The sequence below is a fragment of the Candidatus Micrarchaeia archaeon genome (genome assembly GCA_041650355.1).
Taxonomy (GTDB): Archaea; Micrarchaeota; Micrarchaeia; order Anstonellales; family Bilamarchaeaceae; genus JAHJBR01.
This window is the reverse complement of the sequence record JBAZLI010000070.1, coordinates 1-4,635: the sequence shown is the minus strand read 5'-3', so window position 1 is coordinate 4,635 and position 4,635 is coordinate 1. Positions and strand designations below refer to the sequence as shown.

Below are 4,635 nucleotides of genomic sequence, written 5' to 3'. Positions count from 1 at the left end.
AATACTGGTTCTGGGGCTCTGGAGCCTGTAAGGAGGCTTGGCGCATGATGAGACCAATTCGAGTCCCAGGCAGCCGCGGCAGACCGCAGATCTTCCCAGGTGAAGACCTCAAGAACGTGACGGTTCTTATCCCGGCGCGGTGGGTGAACAAGCTTCACGAGCTTAACTTTAACGTCTCCGAGGTCTGCCGTGACGCCTGCTGGCAGATGTTGGCCGGCGGGGGCGACGAGACCCTGCTGGCGGCAGCAGTCGCGAAAAAAGAGGCGGGGGCGCGTGAGGAAGCTGAAATCCGGGCGAAGATGCATGCGCGCAGCGAGCAGGAGGCAAAAGAGAGGCTCCTGCAAGATGAAGCGAAGGCCATCCACGATGAGTACGCTGAAGTGAAGGAGTTGCACCCGCGCGAGTGGGGTGAATCATTCAGGCGCGCAGCGGAACGCCCTGGCTGGAAGAGCTTGTCGTCAACCGAGCAGGAGCGCGTTATCCTCAAGGACTTCTTTTCTGGGAAAATGGGGAAGCACGAAATCCGTCGGATTGTGGAAAAGATGCTCAAGGAGCTCCGCGAGGGCCGCGTGGGCTTCAACAACCTTTCGGAAGAGGAACAACAAGAGTGCGCGAAACAAGAGGCGATAGAGCGATTGACTGCGAGAGGCCTCCTTACCATGACAGTCGAGGCGAAAAAGGAGCGGGGGGATTGAGATGGAAGGAAAGCTGTCTGCAGTTGTCGCGGTGATCGAGGGGGAAGGCTTCGAGCTCGTCAGGGTGCGGGTGCATGACGGCTCGTGCACGATGCAGTTCAAGGCGAATTGCGTAGTGGGGGCGACGCAATGAGTGTGCCGATTAATCAGGTTGTGAAGTTGGGCGTGGTGGACGTCGAAATCCGCTTGATTAAGGGGAACCCTTACCAGACGCGTTTGCACATCGAAGCGGAACCGTTGAAGGTTTTGACTCGTTCTATTCGGGAGCGGGGCCTTTTCAGTCCCATTACCATCCTGGAGGACGGGAAAGGGGGATTCATCGTCATACATGGGCATAGGCGGCTTGCTGCGTGCAGGAGGTTGAGGTGGAAAACGATTCCGGCTTTCGTGAAGAAGCGGTCCCAGCAAAACGATTTGATTACGGACTTGATTCACGAGAACCTCGTCCGGGAAGATTTGTCAGTGCAAGAGAAAGCGCTCACAATTCGCCTCTTGTTCTCCAAGATAGAGAGTGTGAAGAACGACGTGGACGCAATCATTTCCGTTATTACCGCAGGAAAATTGTTTAAAACTCGCCATCCTTCCGGCGAGGGATACAACCCGAGGAACGCGAAGTTCACGGGCAGCGACGTATTTTACGGGATGAAGTTGTTGAAGTCCATCGGAATGTCGGAAAACAATGCCATAGCTTATTTGACTGTGCTGAAGCTTCCCGAAAAAATTCAGGCCCGCGTTTCCTTCAACGTGCACAACGACCAAGGCCAGGACGTCGGCTCGCATGGACGGATTTCGATTAAGATGGCGTCAGCGCTCGCCCGGGTGGATGATGCCGCGTATCGGGATTGGTTGTTCAAGCGTGCGATGGAGGGATGCAGCGCGAGGCACGTTGACGCGTTGGTGAACAATTACAAGTCCAAGGTCCTCCAGGGGGAGTGGAAGGGCTTCGTGAAGCAGTTCCACAATTCCTCGCAGCTGACAAAATATGACGAGAATTTGCTGATGGAGCTCTCCGCGAAGTGCGAGAACTTGCGGAAAAGCTTGTCAACGTTTCGGGCGACGCACCTCGATTGTTTGGATGAAGTCATGGAAAAGGAAGTCTTCACGGCTTCCGCGGCCGACTTGCGCGTGGAGCTGCGCAACCTGGATGAAACATTGAAGCAGCGCCTTAAAGCCAGAGGATATTCTTGCGTCGAGAACCGTAAAGGCAACGAAGCGTTCGAAATGTCCGCCAAGGAAATGGAAGGGAAGGGCTATGTTCGAGGCACTATTCCAAGAAAAATTTTGCAGGAGCTCGGCTACGGCCCGGGTTCACTAGTCGCTGGGGACACGTTCCAAGTCAAAATAGTCGGAATAAAAAAGGCGCTAACACGACGAGGCCGCACGTCGGCGCGAAGGTCACGTTCATGCGGTGCTTGACGATGTGGAGGAAACAGGTTGAGGAGCGAGACGATGGTGAAAAAAAGTTTTAGTAAAGTGCTTGCGATTCTGGCAAAGTTGGGGTTTGATTACCAGGGGACGTATGAGCAGCGTCGCATGGTTCACTGCATCGTGTACGTGTTGCAGGAAAAAGGAGTCAAGATAGGTTATGCGTTCACGTGGCAAATTTGTGGAGTTTTCAGTCGTGAGTTGGCAGAAGATTTGAGGGTATACAAGGGGGATTCGAATGGCTGACGAAAAATATTTTGTCGTGAAGCGCGTTTTGGTTTGGAAGGTTCCCGCGCGGAGCATGAAGGATGCCGAGAAATTCGCTGAAAATAAGTGCAAGGAATTAATGGGTTCAATTCATGCCGATTGCCTTGACGAGCATTACCCGTTAAGCGTCGAGGATGCATGAAAGGTGGTTTTGAATGGCTGACGAAAAGAAAACCGAAGAAAGGCGGTCGATAGAACCTTGGATGCAGTGGTTCATAGGTATAGTGCAAGTATCGGAGCGCGCAAGTCATGGTGGAAGTGCGACCGGACAAGCGGGCGCGGTTGAGGCGCGTCGTGGAGTTGTTGGATGAGGGGAGGGCTAGCGCGTTTGCGGAAGTGTTGGAAGTTCCGAGGCGTGGGGGTGCGAGGGCGTGATTGCGTCAACTGCGAAGGAATTCAAGGCGGATGCGATTGCGCGGTGTCTGCGAAAGCAGGGAGGCCGCATTACGTTTCGCGTCGACGACGATAACATTGATTTTCTGGCTGAAAAGATTGTCGGGGCCCGGAGCGTCACGTCCGCGATTAACAAGATTTTGTCGAAGGAGCAGGAGAAGGCGGTTGAGCGCGGAGTGTTCCAGATTCCTGGCACCCGTATAGTGATTGTCGATAAGGAGTGAGTACGATGGATTTGAGGTTGGGAGTATTTATAGCAGTCGCCTGCTTCGTTGCGGTGATGGCTGCATGGTACTTGGGAGTCATCAGCTGGGTTCTAGCTGGGGCAATCGAATACCCATTACCATGGCTGCTATTGCTAATCGTCGGCATCGCCGCAGTAGTCTATTTTTCGGTGAGAGGGGAGACTCGGGGCATGGATTTGCCAAGCAGGCCGGATCCGGCTTTCGTGGTGGCAGAGTGGTATCGCACTGCAAGCGATGCGTCCACTCCGCGCCGCCTTCCCTTCACTCTGGCTGACTTGCTACACGCCCTCTACGAGGTCCACTGGAACGAATTCAACCTGTTCCTAGTGTACGTGCGTCCGCGGCATGCGCAAGGGAACAGGCTGATTTGGTCCCTCGTTTTCGAGGGCATTTGCCCGCCATACACCAACTTCCGGTCCCCACTCTTCAAGATAATGGAGGGTGTTCTCCCGTATGAAGTTTTCGAGAAAATGAAGCCGCGCCAGGAGAAGTTCGAGGGAGAACTTGAGCAGGCGCTCGCGATTGCAGCGAGGATGAGGGAGGCGGGCCTACACCCGCAAGGAGATGATGAGGAATGAAATCGGCAATCTACCTGTTTTGCGTGATGGCGTTCGCCGGGCTGGCGTGCGCCGCGTGCGTGGACGTGAACGAAACCGAGCCGGTGAACGCGGCGCTGGAAATCGTTCCGGAGAGCTTGTGTTATGTCATTCATACCGTGGACCAGTCGAATTACACCGTGTACCTGCCAGTCCATGATTCGAGCACGCAGCTCGGGTTTTCCCAAAATTTTTTCTGCGTTGACAACGCGAGCGCGTCCGCCCCGGCGTTCCCAGCAATCGACGACGACCGGAATCTGTTCGCCGGCCAGAACTATACGCTTCCGGATGCCAGGTATAACGCGACGTTCCGCTGCCAGGCACAGCTGGCATGCCCAACTCCGACTCCCACTCCAGTTCCAACTCCGACTCCCACGCCGGTCATTTGCCCGACTCCGACTTCAACCCCTGTACCGACTCCCACGCCTACCCCGGTCGTTTGTCCGACTACGACGCCAGCTGATTGCCGGCAAAATCTTTCGGTGGTGATTAGTCCGGGTACGGGCAATTTTTCGAATGCCGCGGCGAACATCAATGTTTCCGCGGATTGCAGGCGGAACTTGACGCTTGCGCCAGGCTTCGGGCAGAACGCCACGGACGCGCCGGCCAACGTTACCTGCGCAGGCCCGCCGATTTCAGCGCTAAATGCGTCGCTGGGTTTCGGGGAATGCAATTCATGGGAGGGGCGGGAGGTCTGCTGCCCGGCGTTTCCGAGAATCGACGAGTCCGTCAATCTCACCGAGAACTCGAGCAAGACGTGGGACGCCTACAATGCGTCATGCCGCTGCCTGAACACGAGCCAGGCCTGCCCTACCCAGCCCGTCATCAACATTTCTGCGGAACTACCGCGGAATACGACTGAATGCGAGACTATCATCTCGAAGGCAGGCATCGATTTCTGCGCGGACAGATACCCGGATTGTTCGGCGAGCGCTTTGCTGGAAGACGGGCCCACGAAGTGCTACATGGACTTGTATGAGCGAACCCTTTCATCCATCCCGGCAATCCGCGAAC

At 55.4% G+C, this 4,635-nt stretch carries 8 protein-coding genes; all 8 read left to right on the top strand.

Features of this window, described 5'->3' with window-relative positions:
• The first annotated feature begins 206 nt into the window (after positions 1–206).
• Positions 207–695: a hypothetical protein gene (locus tag WC488_04605; GenBank protein MFA5077680.1), complete on the top strand. Its 489-nt coding sequence runs from the start codon at positions 207–209 to the stop codon at positions 693–695.
• Between the two features lies 1 nt (position 696).
• Complete coding sequence (locus WC488_04600; GenBank protein ID MFA5077679.1) at positions 697–828, top strand: hypothetical protein; 132 nt, start codon at positions 697–699, stop codon at positions 826–828.
• Positions 825–2,111, top strand: coding sequence for a ParB/RepB/Spo0J family partition protein (locus tag WC488_04595; protein ID MFA5077678.1), 1,287 nt, complete (start codon positions 825–827; stop codon positions 2,109–2,111). The genes WC488_04600 and WC488_04595 overlap by 4 nt, the downstream gene beginning before the upstream one ends.
• A 247-nt stretch (positions 2,112–2,358) precedes the next feature.
• On the top strand, positions 2,359–2,529 hold the full coding sequence (locus WC488_04590) for a hypothetical protein (GenBank protein ID MFA5077677.1): 171 nt from the start codon (positions 2,359–2,361) through the stop codon (positions 2,527–2,529).
• 13 nt (positions 2,530–2,542) lie between these two features.
• Positions 2,543–2,698: a hypothetical protein gene (locus WC488_04585; GenBank protein MFA5077676.1), complete on the top strand. Its 156-nt coding sequence runs from the start codon at positions 2,543–2,545 to the stop codon at positions 2,696–2,698.
• Between the two features lie 60 nt (positions 2,699–2,758).
• Positions 2,759–3,004, top strand: coding sequence for a hypothetical protein (locus WC488_04580; protein ID MFA5077675.1), 246 nt, complete (start codon positions 2,759–2,761; stop codon positions 3,002–3,004).
• Positions 3,005–3,060: 56 nt separating this feature from the next.
• Positions 3,061–3,603: a hypothetical protein gene (locus WC488_04575; protein MFA5077674.1), complete on the top strand. Its 543-nt coding sequence runs from the start codon at positions 3,061–3,063 to the stop codon at positions 3,601–3,603.
• The coding region (locus WC488_04570) for a hypothetical protein (protein MFA5077673.1) at positions 3,600–4,635 on the top strand (1,036 nt) is incomplete at its 3' end. The genes WC488_04575 and WC488_04570, both read left to right, overlap by 4 nt.